Raw genomic sequence first — 19,107 nt, 5'->3', positions numbered from 1 at the left:
TCTCGAGGGGGCGATGCCCCATATCATGTTCGCCCCCCGCCGGGACCGGCCGGCGCGCCTCGCCCCACGGGATGCGCGCGCCGCGCGGGTGCCCTACGGCCGAACCGGCGAAAGCCCGGCCGGCCGCATCCGGGGCCGGCGGCGCCTCACCGCAACCCCCGCTCCGCCGCGATGAGGTCGTAGGCGGCGTTGATCGCCGCGAGGCGCTTGCTCGCGATGGCCACCGCCTCGGGGGGCAGGCCGCGGGCGAGCGCCCGGTCGGGATGGTGTTCCAAAGCGAGGCCGCGGTGGCGGGCCTTCACCGCCGCGTCGTCGGCCGTGCGGTCGAGGCCGAGCACTTCGTACGGGTCGTCCTTCAACCGGACGTGCCGGGCCGCGATGCGCCGGAACGCCGCCTCGTCGAAGCCGAAGATCGCTGAGACCGCGCGCAGGTAGCGCTCCTCCGCCTCGTGGATCGCCCCATCGGCCCCGGCGATCTGGAACAGGCCGTCGAGCACGTCCTCCAGGAGCGCCGGCTCGTCGCCGAAGGTGGTGGCGAGCTGGTGGGCGTAGGCCTCGTAGCCGTCGGTGGTGCGCTTGGCGAGGTCGAACAGGCGGGTCACGCCCGCCTGCGCCGCGGGCTCGACATGCACCACCCGGGCGAAGGCCTCGACCTCCGAGGGCAGCACCACGCCGTCGGACTTGGCCATCTTCGCCGCGAGTGCGACGAGGCCGGTGGTGAAGATCACGTCGCGGGGGGTGGGGCCGAACGGGGCGCCCTTGCGATCCACCAGGAAGTGGCCGGCCACGCCGCCGATCAGGGCGCCGAGGGGGCCGCCGACCGCGAGCCCGATGCCGGCGCCGCCGAGCTTGCCCCAGATCCCGGAGGCGCGGGGCGAGTGCGTCCGGATATCCTGATTCATCGGGCGGCTGTGCGGTCATCCGCCGGGACGCTCCGGCCGCCACCGGATAGACCGGCTGCGGCCGGGGTGGAAGGGCCGGGATCGCCTCCCGGCCCGCCGGATCTTAGCGGCAGTACACGTTGCCGTAGGGGTCGCGGTAGGTGCCGTAGGGGCAGCGCGGCGCGGTCGAGGCGCCGACGATGGCACCGCCGGCACCGCCGATGGCCGCACCCGCGAGGGCGCCGCCGGCCCGGCCGGTGGCGGCACCGCCGATGGCCGCACCCGCCAGGGCGCCGAGGCCGGCGCCGCCGAGGGCCCGGTCCTCGGGGGTGTTGCAGGCGCCGAGCGACAGCGCCGCGAGGCCGGCGAGGGCTGCCGCGATGGTCTTCTTCATCTCTCTACAACTCCCTTGTGCATCCGTGTGGCTTATGCCGTTTTGGGTGCGGATCGAGCTTAGCAGGAGAGCAACGCCGCCTGAATGGCTAAGGTTCCGGCGCGGCGTGAGGCAGTTGCGTCCCGTCATCCTCCGGCCCTATGCCACCCCCCTGAGGCGACACGGCGCGTGCCGCCCCCGGAATCCGAGGCGTCCATGCTGAAAGCCACCACCATCGTCCGCCGCCCGGCCGTGCGCGCCGACCGCGTCGCCGATACGGTCGAACTCGACCACGGCGGCCGGGCCTCGCCGCCGGAATCCCTCACGGCCCTGGGCGGCCTCGCCTTCGCGGTGGCCCTGCCGAAGGCCGGCACGCTGGAGGACGGCGACGCCCTGCGCCTGGAGGACGGCCGGCTCATCGCCGTGAAGGCGAGCGCCGAGGATCTCCTGGAGGTGCGGGCCGAGAACCCCGCCCGGCTGATGCGCCTCGCGTGGCAGCTCGGCGGCAACCATGTCGAGGCCGAGATCGGCGCCGACGTGCTCCACATCCCCGCCTCCCCCGCCAATGCCGAGCTGGTGCGCGGCCAGGGCTGCCTCGCCACCCCGGTCGCCCGCGCCTTCCGCCCCGAGAAGGCCGCCCACGACCACTCCACCTGCGGCCACGACCACCATGACCACGATCATGGCCCCGGACACGAGCACGGGCACGAGCCCGCGCACGACCATCATGCGCACGACCATCATGCGCACGAGCACGGCCATTCCCACGAGCACGGCCACGATCACGATCACCATGACCACGCGCACGGACACAGCCACGGCCATTCCCACCACGGGCATGAGCACTGAGCCGCGGACCTCGCGCAGGGCTGCGCTCTCCGCGGGACTGATCGGCCTCGTCCTGGCCTTTCCCGCGGCGGCGGGGCCGGATCCGACCCGCGACGTCCTCTGGGTCGCGCTGAAGACCTGTGTCCTGGCGAAGAGGGTCGCCGACCGCACCTTCCCCTGCCTCGCCGTCGATCTCGGCGAGGGCGCGCGTCCGGGGACGGCGGTGATGCGCGCCCCCGGCGAGCCGACGCACATCGTCGTCATGCCCACCGAGACGGTCTCCGGCCTCGAATCCTCGCCCCTGCGCGGCCCCCGCGGCACGGCCTATTGGCGGGCGGCGCTGGCGGCCCGGCATTTCGTGTCGGATGCCCTGCAGGACCGGGTGCCGGAGGGCGAGGTCGCCCTGGCGGTGAACTCCGCCCGCGGCCGCAGCCAGGACCAGCTGCACATCCACCTCGATTGCCTGCGGCCCAGGGTGGTCGAGGCCCTGGACCGGCATGGAAGGCAGGTGCGGCGGCAATGGGCGCCGTTCCCGGTGCCCCTGGCGGGGGACAGGTTCCAGGCGATGCGGGTGCGCGCCACCGAGGCGGACGCCTTCAACCCCTTCGCGGCCCTCACGGCACTGCCCGGCCGCCGGGACCTCAGCCGCACCAGCTTCGCCGCCGTGGCGACACGGCCAGACGACCCGGAGCCCGGATACATCCTGTTGGCCTACCGCGCCCCCGGCGCCAGCGCCGAAGACGTCATGGACCACGGCTGTGCCATCGCCGGCCCCCGGCCCCCGCGGGCCTCGGGTTAGCCAGCACATCCGCCGCCACGATGCAAGCGAAGCGGAACCGTGAGCTTGGCGGCACGTTCTGCTGCCATGGAACACTTCAAGTCCACCATCGCCACGGCAGCGATTGCAGCTTTCGGCCTCATCGCCGCAGCGCATGTCCTGCATCCGGGCAACTACGAGCGCACGACATACCCTTCGCGTCCCGTCGCGGCGGTGGCCCCCAAGGCCGTGAGCTGGATCAACCCGCCGGCCATGTCGACGCTCGGCCCGGAGGCCCGCCTGGCCGTCGCGGCGCGGGCGGAGACCATGCCCGAGTCCGTGCCCGTGGCCTGGACGTCGGCCCGCGCCGAGGCACCGGCCCCCGCACGGACGGCGGAGGCCGCCCCCGAGCCTAGCCGGAAGGCGGGTACCCACCGCCGCAAGCTCGCGCAGCGGCCGGCCCCCGTCCGTCAGGCCGCCCTCGACCACACGGCCCCGCCCGCGGCCGAGGCCGTTCCGGCCCCGAAGCCCCAGGCGGGCAAGATCGACCCGATCGGCGACATCATCCGCGGCCTCGGGCTCGGCAGCGACAGCTGAGCCCGGGCCGGGACGCCCGTCAGCGTTCCAGGCGGGCGACGAGGCTCGACGTGTCCCAGCGGCGGCCGCCCATGGCCTGCACCTCGGCATAGAACTGATCGACCAGGGCCGAGACGGGGAGCTTCGCCCCGTTGCGCCGGGCCTCGTCGAGGAGGATGCCGAGGTCCTTGCGCATCCAATCGACCGCGAAGCCGAAATCGAACTTGCCCTCGTTCATGGTCTTGCCGCGGTTCTCCATCTGCCAGGAGCCGGCGGCGCCCTTCGAGATCACCTCCAGCACCGCCTCGACGTCGAGGCCCGCGCGCTTGGCGAAGTGGACGCCCTCCGACAGGCCCTGCACCAGCCCGGCGATGCAGATCTGGTTGACCATCTTGGTGAGCTGGCCCGATCCGACGGGGCCCATCAGCCGGCAGGCCCGGGCGTAGGCCTTGATGGCCTCCTCGACCTTCGCGTAGGTGCCGGCCTCGCCGCCGCACATCACCGTCAGCACGCCGTTCTCGGCGCCCGCCTGCCCGCCGGAGACGGGGGCGTCGATGAAGCCGAAGCCCTTCTCCGCCGCCGCCGCGGCGAGTTCCCGGGCGACCTCGGCCGAGGCGGTGGTGTGGTCCACGAAGACCGCGCCGGACTCCATGCCGGCGAGGGCGCCGTCATCGCCGAGGACCACGCTGCGCAGGTCGTCGTCGTTGCCGACGCAGGCGAAGACGATCGTCGCCCCGCGCACCGCCTCGCGCGGGGTCGAGGCGTGGGCGCCGCCATGGGCCTTCACCCAGGCCTCCGCCTTGGCGCCCGTGCGGTTGTAGACCGTGACGTCGTGGCCCTTCTTCGCGAGATGCCCGGCCATCGGGCCCCCCATCACGCCGAGTCCCAGAAAAGCGACCTTGGCCATCATCCGTCTCCACCCGAACGCCGGGGGCCTGCGCGAAGCGGCCCGCGATTTTTCGCCGCCGGTCCGCGGCGGGCGCCCGACCTATAGCGCAAGGTGCGGGGAGCGACACGGGAGGGGAGGGCGCCGGGGGGGAGAAATTGCGCGCCCCCGTCGCCGGGTGCCCCCTCCGCATCCCGAGCGTCGAGGGGGAAAAAGGCCCGGCGGAATGGACCGCCCGTCGTGGTCCGACCGCGTCCTTGCGAGCATAGCGGCGCCATCCGGGGGCAGGCTCCGTCTTGAAGTGTCCCGCCGCCCTGGATGGCGTCGCTGTGCGCGCCAAGACGGATGGGGGACGGACTTCCCGATCGGACTTCGGGATGCGAAGCTGCCCTCCTTCGAGATCCGCACACACGGGACCTTCAGGACGAGGGGGCGGGCGGGACGACACTGAGCGTCCGGCCTCACTCGCTTGACGAACACCTGGGGCAGAGGGCTTCAACCGGTTGTTTGCCCCGGCGCCGAAGAAGCCGGGCGACAACGCCCCGTGCTTTGTCCGATGCCCCCCGGGCGACAATCTTTGCAGGGCGCGGATTTTCCGGCAGAACGCGGATCAGAGCACAGGCCCTGTCAGGGCCGGACCGCGCCGCGGGCCAGGGGAGGCCACGCCATGACCGCATTGCAGAAGCACGGGCCCTGGGCCCTCGTCGGGGCGCTCGGCGCCGCCGCCCTGTCCATCGTCGCGGTCGAGCGCGGCGAGGCCGTGAACGCCCTCTGGATCGTGGTCGCCGCGGTCTGCGTCTACCTGATCGCCTACCGCTACTATTCGAAGTTCATCGCCGAGAAGGTGATGCAGCTCGATGCCCGGCGCGCCACCCCGGCCCTGCGCCACAACGACGGGCTCGACTACGTCCCCACGAACAAGAGCGTGCTGTTCGGCCACCACTTCGCGGCCATCGCGGGCGCAGGCCCGCTGGTGGGCCCGGTGCTCGCCGCGCAGATGGGCTATCTGCCTGGCATGCTGTGGATCCTGGCCGGCGTGGTGCTGGCGGGGGCGGTGCAGGACTTCATGGTCCTGTTCGTCTCCATGCGCCGGGACGGCCGGTCCCTCGGCGAGCTGATCCGGGCCGAGCTCGGCGCGGTGCCGGGCGTCATCGCCCTGTTCGGCACCTTCCTCATCATGGTCATCCTGCTGGCGGTGCTGGCGCTGATCGTGGTCAAGGCGCTCGCCGAGAGCCCTTGGGGCACCTTCACGGTGATGTCGACGATCCCGATCGCCATCCTCATGGGCGTGTACACTCGCTACATCCGCCCCGGTAAGATCGGCGAGGTCTCGGTCGTCGGCTTCGTGCTGCTCATGGCGGCGATCTTCGGCGGCGGGCAGGTGGCGGACAGCCCGGTCTGGGCCCCGGCCTTCACCTTCACCGGCACGCAGCTGTGCTGGATGCTGATCGGCTACGGCTTCGTCGCCTCGGTGCTGCCGGTGTGGCTGCTGCTGGCCCCGCGCGACTACCTCTCGACCTTCCTCAAGATCGGCACCATCGCCGGCCTCGCCCTCGGCATCGCCTTCGTGGCGCCGCACCTCCAGATGCCGGCGATCACCAAGTTCGTGGACGGCACCGGCCCGGTCTGGGCGGGCAGCCTGTTCCCGTTCCTGTTCATCACCATCGCCTGCGGCTCGGTCTCCGGCTTCCACGCCCTCATCTCGTCGGGCACCACGCCGAAGCTCATCGCCAACGAGCGCGACGCCCGCTTCGTGGGCTACGGCGCGATGCTGATGGAATCCTTCGTGGCGATCATGGCCCTGGTCTCGGCCTGCGTGATCGACCCCGGCGTGTACTTCACCATGAACTCCCCGGCCGCCCTGGTGGGCACCACGCCGGAGACGGCCGCCGCCGCGGTCACGAAGCTCGGCTTCGCCACGACCCCCGAGGTCATCACCCAGACCGCCGCCGATGTCGGCGAGCACACCATCATCTCCCGGGCCGGCGGCGCGCCGACCCTGGCGGTGGGCATGGCGCACATCATCTCCTCCGCCATCGGCGGCAAGGCGATGATGGCCTTCTGGTACCACTTCGCCATCCTGTTCGAGGCGCTGTTCATCCTCACCGCGGTGGATGCGGGCACCCGCGCCTGCCGCTTCATGGTGCAGGACCTCGTGGGGCTCGTGGCCCCGGGCTTTAAGCGCACCGATGCCTGGGTGCCGAGCATCCTCGCCACGGCCATCTCGGTCGGCGCCTGGGGCTACTTCCTGTACCAGGGCGTCACCGACCCGCTGGGCGGCATCAACACCCTGTGGCCGCTCTTCGGCATCTCGAACCAGATGCTCGCGGCGGTGGCGCTGACGCTCTGCACCGTGGTGATCTTCAAGATGAAGCGCGAGAGATACGCCTTCGTCACGATCATCCCGACGGCGTGGCTGTGCATCTGCACCCTGACGGCCGGCTACCAGAAGATCTTCTCCGCCGACCCGAAGATCGGCTTCCTCGCCCATGCCGACCGCTACGCCTCGGCCGCCGCCGAGGGCAAGCTGCTGGCGCCCGCCAAGAACGCCGGCCAGATGAGCCAGATCGTCCTCAACGACCGGATCGATGCGGTGCTGGCGGCCCTGTTCATCGCCCTCGTGGTGGCGATCGCGGTGTTCGGCATCATGGCCTGCGTGAAGGCGCTGCGCGCCGACCGCTGGACGGCGCTGGAGACCGAGCCCACGCTGGTCCCCGCGGAGTAGGCCATGGCATCGACGCGGGGGTTTCGCGACCAGATGCGGACGCTGACGAAATGCGTCTGCGACGGCGCCCGGCTGATGGTGGGGCAGGGGGATTACGGCGCCTACGCCGAGCACATCCGCCGCACCCACCCCGACCGGGAGCCGATGACCGAGACGGAGTTCTTCCGCAACCGGGAGAACGCCCGCTTCGGCGTCGGCAACACCTCGGGCTTCCGCTGCTGCTGATCCGGGCGGTTCGTGCGCACGGGGCCACGTCTTGACTCGGCCGGCCCTTTTCCCGCCATCTTGATCTGACGGGAGAGTGGCATGAGCATTTTTCAGGACGCGATCCTCCGTTTCGGCCGGACCATCATGTCGTATGCCGGCGACGCCCTGTTCCTGCAGGCGGCGGTCTCGGCGGCGGCCAACGTGATCGTGGCGGACGGGGATGTGGCGGAGGAGGAGGTGGAGGCGGCCATCGTCGGCATCCGCGCCAACCCGATCCTCGAGAAGTCCTACGACACCCTGCGGGTGGAGCAGGAGCTGTACGAGGCCATCACCCGCGCCAAGAGCCGCGCGGGCCGCATCGAGAACCTGCGCGCCGCCTCGGCCATCGCCGAGCGGCCCGTCGAGCAGCGGCAGGACGTGTTCCTGATCGCCGCCGACGTCGCCGATTTCGGCGGCATCAGCGCGGTGGAGCACACCGCCCTGGACGAGATCGCGAATGCGCTGGAAGTCGAGAAGTCGGCGCTGCTGCGCTGAGCGCCCTCGTCGTCGCGTTCAGCCCCCACCCGTCATTGCGAGGAACGAAGCAATCCCGGGGCGGGAGGGCCGTTTCCGAGCGTGGCGCGTCCCTGGATTGCATCGTTCCTCGCAATGACGGTGCAAGATCAAGGGGCCGCCCAGACTTCCCGGCCGGACACTCAGAACGCGGCGCGTCCCTCGATTCCTTCACCCCGCCCGCGATGACGACAGTGTTTCCGTGGGAAACAACTTAATCCGGCCTGCGGCAACGCGCGTCCGATCCTTGCGGATGCGGGCGCGCTAGGACAATCCTCGTGGCCGTCGCATCGGATCGGGTCGCGGGCCGGGAGATCGCATGGGCCTCGTCCTCTATGCCCTGAAGTTCCGCATCACGACCTACGTGCTGGCGGTGCTGATGATGCTCGGCGGCCTGGGCGCCATCGTCGTCACGCCCAAGGACGTGCTGCCCGTCGTCAACATCCCCGTCGTCGTGGTGGTCTGGACCTATACCGGGCTGTCCACGCCGGAGATGGAGACCCGCGTCACCACCTATGCCGAGTTCGGCATCTCCAACAACGTCAACAACATCCGCCGGATGGAATCGACCACGCTCCAGGGCACGGCGGTCCAGCGGATCTACTTCGACCCCAGCGTCAGCATCGACCTCGCCATCGCGCAGGTCGTGTCCTCCACCAACTCGATCCGCGCGGCGATGCCCCCGGGCATCCAGCCCCCGGTGATCGTGCGCTACTCGGCCTCCTCCGTGCCGGTGATCCAGCTCGCCCTGTCCTCGGCGCGCCAGAGCCTCAACGAGATCTACGACTACGCCCAGTACCGCATCCGCCAGACGCTGGCGCAGGTGCCGGGCTCGACCCTGCCCGCGCCGTTCGGCGGGGCGCCGCGGCAGATCATGGTCGACCTCGACCTCGACGCCCTCCAGGCCCTCGGCCTGACGCCGCTCGACGTCACCAACGCCATGACGGCGCAGAACCTGACGGTGCCCTCCGGCCTCGCCAAGATCGGCGAGCAGCAATACCCGATCCAGCTCAACGCCACCCCTCCCTCGATCGAGACCCTGAACCTCGCCCCGATCAAGATCGTCGCCGGCCAGCCGGTGCTGGTGCGGGACGTGGCCTACGTGCGCGACGGCGGGCCGCCGCAGATCAACGTGGTCCGCGCCGACGGCAGCCAGGCCGTGCTGATGCAGGTCATCAAGAACGGCAACGCCTCGACGCTGAGCGTCGTCGACAACGTCAAGGCGGCGATGCCGACGATCCACGCCGCCGCCCCCGAGGGCATGAACATCAAGCTGCTGTTCGACCAGTCGATCTTCGTGTCGAACGCCATCGAGGGCGTCCTGCACGAGGCGGCCACCGCCGCCGCGCTCACCGGCCTCGCGATCCTGCTGTTCCTCGGCTCCTGGCGCTCCACGGTGGTGGTGCTGATCTCGATCCCGCTCTGCGTGATGACCTCGCTCGCGGTGCTGGCGGCGTTGGGCGAGACCATCAACGTGATGACGCTCGGCGGCCTCGCCCTGGCGGTGGGTATCCTCGTGGACGACGCCACGGTGGCCATCGAGAACACCTACCGGCTGTTCGAGGAGGGCGAGGAGTTCCGGGAGAGCGTCGTCCACGGGGCGGCGGGCATCGCCAAGCCGGCCCTGATCTCGACGCTGTCGATCTGCGCCGCCTTCACCGCGGTCTTCGCCCTCACCGACACGCCGAAATACCTGTTCACCCCGCAGGCGCTCGCGGTCGTGTTCGCGATGCTGACCTCCTACCTGCTGTCGCGGACCCTGGTGCCCCTGCTGATCGACGTGATCGTGGCGCCGGAATACGCGCAGAAGCACGCCAAGGACCGGCCGCAGGAGGGCGAGCCCCGGCGCGGCACGCGGATCGGCCGGGCCTTCGGCACGGTGGCGGCGCCGCTCCTGAGGCTCGCGGGCGCGTTCCACCGGGGCTTCGAGCGGCGGTTCACCCGCTTCCACCGGGGCTATGTCGGGCTGCTGCACGCCGCCCTGCGCCACCGGTTCGTCACCGTCGCCGTCACCGCCGGCGTGCTGGCGCTGGGCGGCACGCTGTTCCTGTTCACGGGGCAGGACTACTTCCCCGAGATCGAATCGAGCCAGATGACGATGCACCTGCGCGCCCGCGCCGGCCTGCGCATCGAGACGACCCAGCAGGTCTTCGCCCAGGTCGAGGACGTGGTGCGGGAGGTGATCCCCGAGGGTGAGATCGAGCAGATCCTCGACAACATCGGCGTGCCGTCGATCAACTACAACTTCGCCTTCTCGGACGGCTCCTTCGTTTCCTACAACGACGGCCAGATGCTGATCAGCCTCAAGGAGGGGCACGGGTCGGTGGCGGGCTACAAGAAGCGCCTGCGCGAGGTGCTGATGCAGCGCTTCCCCGACCTGATCGCCTATTTCCAGCCGGCGGACATCATCACGCAGATCCTGAACTTCGGCGTCATCACGCCGATCGACGTGCAGGTCTCCGGCCGCCACAGGGAGAAGGACCTGGAGGTCGCCCAGAGCATCGTCCGCCGCCTGCGCGAGACGAAGGGCCTCGTGGACGTGCATCTCCAGCAGATCGTCAACGTCCCGCAATTCTACGTGGACGTGGACCGGCGGCTCGCCTCCGAACTCGGGCTCACCGAGCAGTCGGTGGCGCAGAACATGAACATCTCCCTGTCGGGCAGCTATCAGGTCACGCCGAACTTCTGGCCGGACCCCAAGACCGGCATCCCCTACCAGCTCTGGGTGCAGACGCCGGAATACCGCAACGCCTCCCTCACCGACCTGCGCAACACGCCGCTCTTCGTGCGGGCCGCCGCCACGCCGGGCTCCGGGCCGGGGGTGCTGACCCTGCTGTCGAGCGTCGCCGACATGCGCCGGGTGCCGACGCAGACGGTGATCAACCACGTCAACATCCAGCCGACCTTCGACGTCTTCGCCTCCGTGCAGGACCGCGACCTCGGTTCGGTCGCCCGGGAGATCGACGCGATCGTGCAGGACGAGCAGAAGAACCTCGAGGCCCCGGACAAGATCACCGTCCGCGGGCAGATCGAGAACATGCGCTCGGCCTTCCTGCGCCTGGGCATCGGCCTCGCGATCGCGCTGATCGCCGTCTACCTGCTGATGGCGGTGAACTACCAGAGCTGGGGCGACCCCTTCGTGGTGATCGCGGCGCTGCCCATCGCCTTCTGCGGCATCACCGCCGGCCTGTTCGTGACGGGCACCACCTTCTCGATCCCCTCGATCTTCGGGGCGATCATGTCGGTGGGCATCGCCTCGGCGAACTCGATCCTGCTCGTCACCTTCGCCAAGGAGCACCGGGAGGCCACCGGCTGCAGCGCGGCCGAGGCCGCCATCGCGGCGGGGGAGACGCGCCTGCGGCCGGTGCTGATGACCGCCTCGGCGATGTTCCTGGGGCTGATCCCGATGGCCCTGGGCTCGGGGGAGGGCGGCGAGCAGAACGCGGCGCTGGCCCGGGCGGTCATGGGCGGCATCGCCTTCGCGACGCCCGCCACCCTGCTGCTGGTGCCGTTCCTCTACACGCTCCTGCGCGGGGGCGCGGCGCAGCCGGTGGAGGATTACCTGCCGCCCGAGGACGCCAAGGCCGCCTGAGACGCCGCCCCGTGATGGCGGGGAGCCGCCCGTGCGGCCCCCCGCGCGGGAGGGGGAGGCTCAGGCCGCGGCCTGGGCCTCGGCGATGGCGCCCTCGAAGGCCTGGAAGGCGGCCGTGGCCTCGTTCCAGCGGGACGCCTGGATGTGGCCCAGCATCGCCCGGCAGTCGCCCCGCGCCTTGGCGAGGGCGGCTTCCACGGGGGCGGGGAGGGCCGGGTGCGGGGCGACCTCGCCCTGGTCGAGGTCGGCGGCCCGCATCCCGACCAGCACCGCCGCGAGGCGGCGGCGCCAGGCGGCGCAATCCGCCGGCAGGCGGGCGAGGCGATGCTCCCGGGCGTCGCCGCCCTGGCGGTCGAGGAGCGTCTGGCTCAGGGTCTCGATCCGGTCGATCCGGTCGATGGCATCGCTGATCTCCTGCCGCGCCTTGTCGGCCCCGGCGGCGACCCGCCCGACGCTGTCGGCGATCTCGCTCGTGGCTTGGATCTGCTGGTCGAGGAGGCCGGAGGCGGCCCGCATCTCGGCCGCCACGGTGGCGACCTTGCCGCTCTCCGTCCCGACGCGGTCGCTGGCCCGGGCCATGGCCTGGGCACCGGTCTTCACCGCCTCGCGGCTCTGGCTCACGGCCTCCCGCATGGCGGACATCTCGTCGCGCAGGTGCTTGATGCGCTGGTGGATCTCGTCCGTCGCCCGGGCGGTCTGGGCCGACAGGGCCTTCACCTCGGCGGCGACCACGGCGAAACCCCGCCCCGCCGCGCCGGCACGGGCGGCCTCGATGGTCGCGTTGAGGGCGAGGAGATTGGTCTGCCCGGAGATGGCCGCGATGGCGCCGGCCATCTCCTCGATGCGGGCGGCGGCCTGCGAGAAGCCATCGAGGCGCCGGCCGATCTCGTCGGTGCCGCCCTCGATCTGGCGCATCCCGTCGGAGGCCCGGTGGATGTCCTCGGCGCAGGCGGCGATGCCGGTGCTCGCCGCCTCGGCGCCGCCGGAGACGTCCGACGAGCGCGAGGCGATCTCGCGGGTCGTCGCCGCCAGCTCTTCCGTCGCCGCCGCCATCAGCCGGGCCTGCTCGGCCGTGCCCGTGGCATCGTAGGCCATCCAGCCGAGGGACGTGCCGGCCTCGGAGGCCGCCGCCGAGAGGCGGCCGGGGAGAGCGAAGACCTCGTGGTCGATCAAAGGGGCGGGGGGGACGAGCGTGATGGCCGGCTCGGCGACCGCGGCCACCGGAGCGACGGTGGGGGCCGCGTTCGCCATCGGCTTCTTCTTGGAAAGGCTGAACATCCGGCGGCTCGGCAGTGTTTCGGGTACGCGGCCCCGATTCTGGCCGACATCCTTAAACAAACCGTCCACGCACAGGTTGTTACCCCACTTCCGCGGCTACCGTGCGGTGATGGGTCTTCGTTCTTTTCCCCGGGATCGCCACCGGAGGCGGACTGTGCCTCCGGCGGCCGGGTGATTACTCGCCGGTCAGGGCGGCCTTGGTCCGCGACCACCAGCCGGCCCGCTTCGGACGGCTCGGATCGGAGGGCGGCGTCAGGACGACGGCGACGGGCTCGGCCGGCCGCTCGACGGGGGCGGGCTCGGCGGGTTCGGCGGCCTGCGCCACCTCTTCCGCGGTCACCGGCTGCTCGGCGGTGGGCTCGACGGGGCGGGTCAGCATCGGCTCGGCCTCGACGGCTTCGAGGGTCTCGGCCGAGACCGGCTCCTCGGAGGCGAAGTGCACGGCAGTCTCCCCGTGGTCCGGGACCTCGGTCGCCGTGGCCTCGACCGTCATCACCTCGTCGGCGGAGGCCTCGTCGGCGGAGGTCTCGTCCGCGGACGACTCGTCCGACTGTCCCTCGTCCTCCCGCTGGCCGGTGCGCTCGGTGCGGCCGCGGCCGCCCCGGCGACCGCGACGGCGGCGGCGGCCCTTGTCGCCATTGCCGTTCGCGCCGTCCTCACCCTCCGTGGCGGCGACCTCGACGGCCTCGCCCGCCTCGTCCTCGCCTTCGGAGGCCGTGGGCTCGGTGGTCTCGTCCTCGGATTCCTCGTCGCCCTCGTCGGAGCCCGCCTCACGGGTCTCCGAACCCTCGGGGCGACCGCCCCGGCGGCGGCGGCGACGGCGGCGGCGCTTGCCCTCGCCGTCCTCGCGGGTCTCGTCCCCGGCGGTCTCGACGGCGGCGGTGTCGGCCTCCGGCGCCTCGACGGCCTCCAGCTCCTCGGTCTCGTCCTCAGCCTCGTCCTCGAAGTCCGTGGTCGGGGAGATCGCCGTGGCGCGCACGCCGGTCACCGGGCCCTCGGCGCGCTGGGCGGGGTCGCCCCGGTCGAGCTGGAAGGCCGAGGTGGCGGGCAGGCGCTCGTCGGCGGCGATGGTCACCGTCACGCCGAAGCGCATCTCGATCTCGTGCAGGTGCGCCCGCTTCTGGTTGAGGATGTAGAGCGCCACCTCGGTGCGGGTGCGCAGGATCAGGTTGTGGCTCGCCGACTTGAGCAGCGCCTCCTCGATCGAGCGCAGGATGTGCAGGGCCACCGACGAGGTCGCCCGGACGAAGCCCGAGCCGCCGCAATGCGGGCAGGGGATCGAGGAGGATTCGAGCAGGCCGGTGCGGATGCGCTGGCGGCTCATCTCCATCAGGCCGAAGGGCGAGATCCGGCCGACCTGGATGCGGGCGCGGTCGCTCTTCAGGCAGTCGTTCAGCTTCTTCTCGACGGCGCGGTTGTTGCGCTTCTCCTCCATGTCGATGAAGTCGATGACGATCAGGCCCGCGAGGTCGCGCAGGCGCAGCTGCCGGGCGACCTCCTCGGCGGCCTCCAGGTTCGTCTTGAGGGCGGTGTCCTCGATGTCGTGCTCGCGGGTGGCGCGGCCCGAGTTCACGTCGATCGAGACCAGGGCCTCGGTCGGGTTGATGACGAGGTAGCCGCCCGACTTCAGGGAGACGTGGGTGGAGAACATCGCGTCGAGCTGGGCCTCGACGCCGAAGCGGGCGAAGACCGGGGTGGTGTCGCGGTAGGGCTTCACGACCTTCACCTGGTCGGGCATCAGCATCCGCATGAAGTCCTTGGCCTCGCGGTAGGCGTCTTCGCCCGCCACCAGGACCTCATCGAGTTCCTTGTTGTAGAGGTCGCGGATCGCCCGCTTGATGAGCGACCCCTCCTCGTAGACCAGCGACGGGGCGATGGAGGTGAGGGTCAGCTCCCGCACCGATTCCCACAGGCGCATGAGGTATTCGAAATCGCGGGCGATCTCGGGCTTCGAGCGCGAGGCGCCGGCCGTGCGCAGGATGACGCCCATCCCCCCCGGCACGTCGAGGTCGGCCACGACGTCCTTGAGCCGCTTGCGGTCGGCCGCCGAGGTGATCTTGCGGGAGATGCCGCCGCCGCGCCCGGTATTGGGCATCAGCACGGAGTAGCGGCCGGCGAGCGACAGATAGGTGGTGAGGGCCGCGCCCTTGGTGCCGCGCTCCTCCTTGACCACCTGCACGAGGATGATCTGGCGGCGCTTGATGACCTCCTGGATCTTGTAGTGGCGGCGCGGCGCGCGGGGGCGCTCGGGGATCTCGGCCAGGGCATCGCCGTTGCCGCCGATCTGGGCGATCTTCGGCTCGGCGTCGGGATCGTCGGAGTCGTCCTCGCCCTCGTCCTCCTCGTCGCCGTCCTCTTCGTCCTCGTCCTCTTCGCCGTCGTCCTCGTCCTCGTCGTCTTCGGACTCGTCGTCCTCGTCGGCGTCGAGTTCCTCGTCGGTCTCATGCTGCCCGGCGACGTCGGACGCGGCGTCGGCCGACAATTCCTCCGGCTCAGCCGCCGAGGTCAGCTCCTCGGTGAGGGCGATCCGGGCCTCGGCGGGCACTTCGGAATCGAGTTCGGTGGAGGCGGCGACGGGCTCGCCCGCCGTCTCAGGCGTGAACGCGCCGTCCTCGGCGGCGTGACCCTCGGTGGCGAGTTCCTCACGCACCGCCTCGGCGTTGTCGGCGAGGGTGTCGGGCAGCGCCGCGGACAGGATCTCCTCGCCCTCGACGGCGGCCCCGGCGCCGGCCGAGTCCTCCGTGCTCACGGTGTCGTCCCGGCGCGACCTCGCCTCCGCCCGGCGACCGCGGGAGCGGCGGGGCGAGCGGCGGCGGCGCTCCTCGCGCTCGCGGAATTCCTCGGCCTCGCGGGCCTCCTCCTCCAGCAGCGCCTGCCGGTCGGCCAGGGGGATCTGGTAGTAGTCGGGGTGGATCTCGTTGAAGGCCAGGAAGCCGTGGCGGTTGCCGCCATATTCCACGAAGGCGGCCTGGAGCGAGGGCTCCACCCGCGTGACCTTGGCGAGGTAGATGTTGCCGCGCAGCTGCCTGCGGTTGGCGGCCTCGAAGTCGAATTCCTCGACCTTAGACCCTTGGACCGTGACGACCCGGGTCTCCTCCGGGTGCATCGCGTCGATGAGCATCTTGTTGGCCATGACGAACTTTCGGCATGGCGGCCGACGTCGCGTTCCGTGCCCGGACCCCCGGCGGCGCCCCGCCCGGGGGGGAAACCGCCGGGCATGGTGCCGGCCTCGTCACCGAGGCCGCGGGGGGGAGGGGTGGGATTGTGCCGTCAACCGCCTTCTGGCGCCCTGGGCGCCTGGGGTTGAAAATGGTCGGGCGGATAGAGGGGACGGCGCGGCGCGTCGTGCGTGCGCGCGGGGCACGAGCAGCGGCAAGCGGTGCTGTGCGTCCCTCCATCTTCTCCCGACCTCGCGAAAGCATCTCGACCGGTCTCAGGGGCCGGCCGTGAAATCCTGTGCGGCGGAAATCGCCGCGTCGTCCGACACCTGTCCGGTCGGTTGAGTGGTCCGCCGTCGCCCGCGCGGGCAAAATGCCCGCTGCGACGCCGCGTCCGTCTTCTCAGCAGAATTCGGCCGCGTCCGCGGGCCGCAGTTGCGACCGGCGGGACCGGAAAGGGGTCGGTATCATTACAAACCGCGGCGGCGGTTTGGCAAGGGCCGCCCGCGCCAAGACGTCACGCAAATGTCATTCCGCCGCCGCGAGGCGGGGCCTGACGGCCTCCAGGGCCGCCGGCTTCGGGCCGCCGGTCGCCCAATCGAGCAGTTCCACCGTATGGACGATCGGGATGGCCGTCCCCTTCCCGATCTGCGTCGCGCAGCCGATGTTGCCGGTGGCGATCACGTCGGGGCGGATCCGCTCGATGTTGCCCACCTTGCGGGCGCGCAGCTTCTCGGCGATCTCCGGCTGGAGGATGTTGTAGGTCCCGGCCGAGCCGCAGCAGATGTGGCCCTCCGGCACCTCCTTCACCGTGAACCCGGCCCGGGTCAGCAGCGCCTTCGGCTCGGTGCGGATGCCCTGGCCGTGCTGCATCGAGCAGGCGGAGTGGTAGGCGACGACGAGGTCGCTCTCCACCACCGGGGCCATCAGCGGCAGGGTGGCGGCGAACTCGGTCACGTCCTTGGCGAGCGCCGAGACCCGGGCCGCCTTCTCGGCATAGGCCGGGTCGTCCCGGAACATGAAGCCGTAATCCTTGATGGTCGTGCCGCAGCCGGAGGCGGTCACGAGGATCGCGTCGAGGCCCCTGGCGATCTCGGCGTCCCAGGCGTCGATGGCCTGTTTCGCGTGGGCGTGGGAGGAGTGCTCCTTGCCCATGTGGTGGGTGAGGGCGCCGCAGCAGCCCTCCTGCGCGTGCACGACCTCGACGCCGTGGCGGTTGAGGAGGCGGATCGCCGCCTCGTTGAAATCCGGCCGCAGGACGCTCTGGGCGCAGCCGCGCAGCAGGGCGACGCGCTTGGCCGCCCGGCCGCCCTGAGGCGGGAAGGTGCCGGGCCGGTTCGTCCTGTTGGGGGCGGGCATCGCGGCGGGGGCGAGGTCGAGCATCGCCGCGAGGCGGTTGCCGACCTGCGGCAGGCGGGCGACGAGGCCCTTGAACGGCTGCCCCAGCTTGGCCGCCCGGAGGGCGAGGCGGAACCGGGCCGGGTAGGGCAGGACCATCGCCAGGACCGCCCGGAGGAGCCGGTCCCCGGCGGGCCGGGGGTAGGTCTTCTCGATATGCGCCCGGGCATGGTCGACGAGGTGCATGTAGTGCACGCCCGAGGGGCAGGTCGTCATGCAGGACAGGCAGGAGAGGCAGCGGTCCACGTGGCGCACCACCTCGGGGCTCGCCGGCTTGCCCCCCTCCAGCATGTCCTTAATCAGGTAGATTCGCCCGCGGGGGGAATCGAGCTCGTCGCCGAGCAGCAGGTAGGTCGGGCAGGTGGCGGTGCAGAAGCCGCAATGCACGCAGGTCCGCAGGATCTTCTCGGACGCCGCCATGGCGGGGTCGGCGAGTTGGGCGAGGCTGAAATTGGTCTGCACGGTCTGATCCTGCATCCTCTCCTCCCCGCCAGGGGGAGGGGACAAACTCACACGCCCGCGTACATCCGGCCCGCGTTGAAAATCCCCGCCGGGTCGTGCGCCGCCTTGATCCCGGCCGTGACCCGCATCAGCGGCTCCGCCAGGGGCTCGAAGACCGGGACCGCCGCCCGCACCGCGTCCGGCGCCCGCACCAGCGTCGCGTGGCCCCCCTGGGCCCGGACGGCGGCGCGGATCGCCCCCGCCCCGGCATCGCCCTCGGCGGAGGTGGCGAGCCAGATCAACCCGCCGCCCCAATCGTAGAACCAGCGCGCCGCCCGGCCCGCGGCGATGGCGGCCACGAGGGCGGGGCCGTGGGACGGCGCCGTCGAGATCCGCCACAGGGCGTCGGTGCGGGGCTCGGCGAGGGGCGAGGCGTCGCGCACGGCGTGCCAGAGGGCGGCGCCGGCCTCGCCGTCGAGGGTGTCGGGGGCGCCGAACCGCTTCAGGAGGCGGCGCAGCTCTTCCAGCCGATAGGTGATCGAATCCGAAAAGCCCTCGATGCGGATGAGGGTGCGGGCCTCCGCGGCGCCGGTCCCCGCGGGCAGGTGCGCCGCGCCGGTGGGCTCGAAGGGCGAGCCCAGGGCCGCCGCCAGGGCCCCGATGGCGCGGGCGTCGTCGAGGCCGGCGAAGACCAGGGTCGCCACCCGCTCGTTGGCGGGCAGGACCTTGAAGGTCACTTCCGTCAACAGGCCGAGGGTGCCATGGGCGCCGGCCATCAGCTTCACGAGGTCGAGGCCGGTGACGTTCTTCATCACCCGCCCGCCCGACTTGATCGCCTCGCCCTTGCCGTTGACGAAGCGCACGCCGATCAGGCTGTCGCGGGCGGCGCCGGCATTGATGCGCCGGGGGCCGGAATTGTTGATCGCCGCCACGGCGCCGATGGTCGGCTCGCCCTGGGTGCCGAACAGGCCCCGGTAATCCATCGGCTCGAAGGTCAGCATCTGCCCCCGGGAGGCCAGCAGCGCCTCGACCTCGGCCAGGGGCGTGCCGGCGCGGGCGCCGATCACCATCTCCGCCGGCTCGTACAGGGTGACGCCGGTCAGGCCCCGCGCCGACAGGCTCGCCTCGTCCTGCGGGGGGCGGCCGAAGCCCGCCTTGGTGCCGCCGCCGACGATCCGCAGGCGTTCCGCCCGGCCCGCCGCCGCCCGCACGCGCTCGCACGCCTCCGCCTCGGTGCCGGGCTCCGTGCCGCCCATCGTCTCCCGCCCCATGTGCTTGTTTGGATCAAGTCCAGGAACGGGTGTCGCCGGAACGGCAGGAGGTTTCAAGCCGGGCATCCGGCCGCGCCTGTCAGCCGGCGCACTTTCTCGCATCGTCCCCGGCTCCACCCCGCGTCGGCCGGTCTCCGCCCGCATGGATGGACGGCCGCCCAGGGGCTGGCGCATAAGGAGTGCC

The 19,107-nt window shown here is 71.6% G+C and carries 14 protein-coding genes; 7 read left to right on the top strand and 7 right to left on the bottom strand.

What is annotated here, in order from left to right; all coding sequences use genetic code 11:
* Positions 1–146: 146 nt before the first annotated feature.
* Positions 147–902: a TerB family tellurite resistance protein gene (locus MKK53_RS16255; RefSeq protein ID WP_243929744.1), complete on the bottom strand. Its 756-nt coding sequence runs from the start codon at positions 900–902 to the stop codon at positions 147–149.
* Positions 903–1,005: 103 nt separating this feature from the next.
* Entirely contained in the window at positions 1,006–1,275 is a 270-nt protein-coding gene (locus MKK53_RS16250; RefSeq protein WP_238251715.1) for a hypothetical protein, read from the bottom strand.
* 195 nt (positions 1,276–1,470) lie between these two features.
* Between MKK53_RS16250 and MKK53_RS16245 the strand changes: the two genes are divergently transcribed.
* The 3 genes from MKK53_RS16245 (at position 1,471) to MKK53_RS16235 (ending at position 3,436) form a co-directional block, all read left to right on the top strand.
* Positions 1,471–2,103, top strand: a complete 633-nt coding sequence (locus MKK53_RS16245; protein WP_243929743.1) for an urease accessory protein UreE — start codon at positions 1,471–1,473, stop codon at positions 2,101–2,103.
* Positions 2,093–2,881, top strand: coding sequence for a CDP-diacylglycerol diphosphatase (locus MKK53_RS16240; RefSeq protein ID WP_243929944.1), 789 nt, complete (start codon positions 2,093–2,095; stop codon positions 2,879–2,881). The genes MKK53_RS16245 and MKK53_RS16240 overlap by 11 nt, the downstream gene beginning before the upstream one ends.
* Positions 2,882–2,947: 66 nt before the next feature.
* Positions 2,948–3,436 carry a hypothetical protein gene (locus tag MKK53_RS16235; protein ID WP_243929742.1) on the top strand — a complete coding sequence of 163 codons (489 nt, stop codon included), beginning with the start codon at positions 2,948–2,950 and terminating at the stop codon, positions 3,434–3,436.
* A 19-nt stretch (positions 3,437–3,455) separates the two neighbouring features.
* Here the strand turns inward: MKK53_RS16235 and MKK53_RS16230 are convergent, their stop codons facing one another.
* Positions 3,456–4,322 (bottom strand): NAD(P)-dependent oxidoreductase, encoded by an 867-nt coding sequence (locus MKK53_RS16230; protein ID WP_243929741.1) that lies wholly within the window; start codon positions 4,320–4,322, stop codon positions 3,456–3,458.
* Positions 4,323–4,968: 646 nt separating this feature from the next.
* Between MKK53_RS16230 and MKK53_RS16225 the strand changes: the two genes are divergently transcribed.
* The 4 genes from MKK53_RS16225 (at position 4,969) to MKK53_RS16210 (ending at position 11,377) form a co-directional block, all read left to right on the top strand.
* The gene (locus MKK53_RS16225; RefSeq protein WP_243929740.1) at positions 4,969–7,026 is read left to right on the top strand and encodes a carbon starvation CstA family protein; all 2,058 of its coding nucleotides are present in this window, start codon (positions 4,969–4,971) and stop codon (positions 7,024–7,026) included.
* A gap of 3 nt (positions 7,027–7,029) precedes the next feature.
* Complete coding sequence (locus MKK53_RS16220; RefSeq protein ID WP_243929739.1) at positions 7,030–7,251, top strand: YbdD/YjiX family protein; 222 nt, start codon at positions 7,030–7,032, stop codon at positions 7,249–7,251.
* 81 nt (positions 7,252–7,332) lie between these two features.
* Positions 7,333–7,767, top strand: a complete 435-nt coding sequence (locus MKK53_RS16215) for a tellurite resistance TerB family protein (protein ID WP_243929738.1) — start codon at positions 7,333–7,335, stop codon at positions 7,765–7,767.
* Positions 7,768–8,104: 337 nt separating this feature from the next.
* Positions 8,105–11,377, top strand: coding sequence for an efflux RND transporter permease subunit (locus MKK53_RS16210; protein WP_243929737.1), 3,273 nt, complete (start codon positions 8,105–8,107; stop codon positions 11,375–11,377).
* Positions 11,378–11,437: 60 nt separating this feature from the next.
* Here the strand turns inward: MKK53_RS16210 and MKK53_RS16205 are convergent, their stop codons facing one another.
* The 4 genes from MKK53_RS16205 to MKK53_RS16190 all read right to left on the bottom strand — a co-directional run bounded on the left by MKK53_RS16205 (position 11,438) and on the right by MKK53_RS16190 (position 18,908).
* Positions 11,438–12,655 (bottom strand): methyl-accepting chemotaxis protein, encoded by a 1,218-nt coding sequence (locus MKK53_RS16205; protein ID WP_243929736.1) that lies wholly within the window; start codon positions 12,653–12,655, stop codon positions 11,438–11,440.
* Between the two features lie 175 nt (positions 12,656–12,830).
* Positions 12,831–15,788 carry a ribonuclease E/G gene (locus MKK53_RS16200; RefSeq protein ID WP_243929735.1) on the bottom strand — a complete coding sequence of 986 codons (2,958 nt, stop codon included), beginning with the start codon at positions 15,786–15,788 and terminating at the stop codon, positions 12,831–12,833.
* A gap of 553 nt (positions 15,789–16,341) precedes the next feature.
* Positions 16,342–17,673, bottom strand: a complete 1,332-nt coding sequence (glcF, locus tag MKK53_RS16195) for a glycolate oxidase subunit GlcF (protein WP_243929943.1) — start codon at positions 17,671–17,673, stop codon at positions 16,342–16,344.
* A gap of 47 nt (positions 17,674–17,720) precedes the next feature.
* On the bottom strand, positions 17,721–18,908 hold the full coding sequence (locus MKK53_RS16190) for an FAD-binding protein (RefSeq protein WP_243929734.1): 1,188 nt from the start codon (positions 18,906–18,908) through the stop codon (positions 17,721–17,723).
* Positions 18,909–19,107: the final 199 nt, after the last annotated feature.

This window comes from Methylobacterium sp. J-076 (assembly GCF_022829405.1).
Lineage (GTDB): Bacteria > Pseudomonadota > Alphaproteobacteria > Rhizobiales > Beijerinckiaceae > Methylobacterium.
The sequence above is the reverse complement of the archived record's forward strand: the minus strand, read 5'-3'. Positions and strand labels throughout refer to the sequence as shown.

Coding starts and splice junctions, on each gene's coding strand:
- MKK53_RS16255 (WP_243929744.1), bottom strand. CDS start 902: ATGAATCAGGATATCCGGACGCACTCGCCCCGCGCCTCCGGGATCTGG.
- MKK53_RS16250 (WP_238251715.1), bottom strand. CDS start 1,275: ATGAAGAAGACCATCGCGGCAGCCCTCGCCGGCCTCGCGGCGCTGTCG.
- MKK53_RS16245 (WP_243929743.1), top strand. CDS start 1,471: ATGCTGAAAGCCACCACCATCGTCCGCCGCCCGGCCGTGCGCGCCGAC.
- MKK53_RS16240 (WP_243929944.1), top strand. CDS start 2,093: ATGAGCACTGAGCCGCGGACCTCGCGCAGGGCTGCGCTCTCCGCGGGA.
- MKK53_RS16235 (WP_243929742.1), top strand. CDS start 2,948: ATGGAACACTTCAAGTCCACCATCGCCACGGCAGCGATTGCAGCTTTC.
- MKK53_RS16230 (WP_243929741.1), bottom strand. CDS start 4,322: ATGGCCAAGGTCGCTTTTCTGGGACTCGGCGTGATGGGGGGCCCGATG.
- MKK53_RS16225 (WP_243929740.1), top strand. CDS start 4,969: ATGACCGCATTGCAGAAGCACGGGCCCTGGGCCCTCGTCGGGGCGCTC.
- MKK53_RS16220 (WP_243929739.1), top strand. CDS start 7,030: ATGGCATCGACGCGGGGGTTTCGCGACCAGATGCGGACGCTGACGAAA.
- MKK53_RS16215 (WP_243929738.1), top strand. CDS start 7,333: ATGAGCATTTTTCAGGACGCGATCCTCCGTTTCGGCCGGACCATCATG.
- MKK53_RS16210 (WP_243929737.1), top strand. CDS start 8,105: ATGGGCCTCGTCCTCTATGCCCTGAAGTTCCGCATCACGACCTACGTG.
- MKK53_RS16205 (WP_243929736.1), bottom strand. CDS start 12,655: ATGTTCAGCCTTTCCAAGAAGAAGCCGATGGCGAACGCGGCCCCCACC.
- MKK53_RS16200 (WP_243929735.1), bottom strand. CDS start 15,788: ATGGCCAACAAGATGCTCATCGACGCGATGCACCCGGAGGAGACCCGG.
- MKK53_RS16190 (WP_243929734.1), bottom strand. CDS start 18,908: ATGGGCGGCACGGAGCCCGGCACCGAGGCGGAGGCGTGCGAGCGCGTG.